Source organism: Staphylococcus pasteuri (genome assembly GCF_030547725.1).
GTDB classification, from domain to species: Bacteria; Bacillota; Bacilli; order Staphylococcales; family Staphylococcaceae; genus Staphylococcus; species Staphylococcus pasteuri.
In genome coordinates this window covers 1-258 of record NZ_JAUOQO010000531.1, presented here as the reverse complement: position 1 = coordinate 258, position 258 = coordinate 1, and the positions used below count along the sequence as shown (strand labels likewise).

Below are 258 nucleotides of genomic sequence, written 5' to 3'. Positions count from 1 at the left end.
GAGTACGTCCAAAAGCGATGAATAACAAAGGTAATAGCGGGTAGCATAACAATCACCACTGCCACTTTTACAAAGTTGGGGTACTGGGTTATATGCGAGGAAAGCCAAACAGAAAGACATAAAGAACCCAGCTGAACCACAAAAAATCGCATGGCATTATTAATGGCGATACTTTTTTGGAACACCCAGCGAGTTTGTACTAGGTAAGAGAATACAAAGGCTAAACTAAAACCGATGAAATTGGCTACGGCAAAGGCT

1 protein-coding gene is annotated in these 258 nt (G+C 41.5%); it reads right to left on the bottom strand.

The window, feature by feature from the left end; translation table 11 throughout:
• On the bottom strand, nucleotides 1–258 hold a 258-nt coding region (locus Q4528_RS14625; RefSeq protein ID WP_303522383.1), incomplete at both ends, for a GtrA family protein.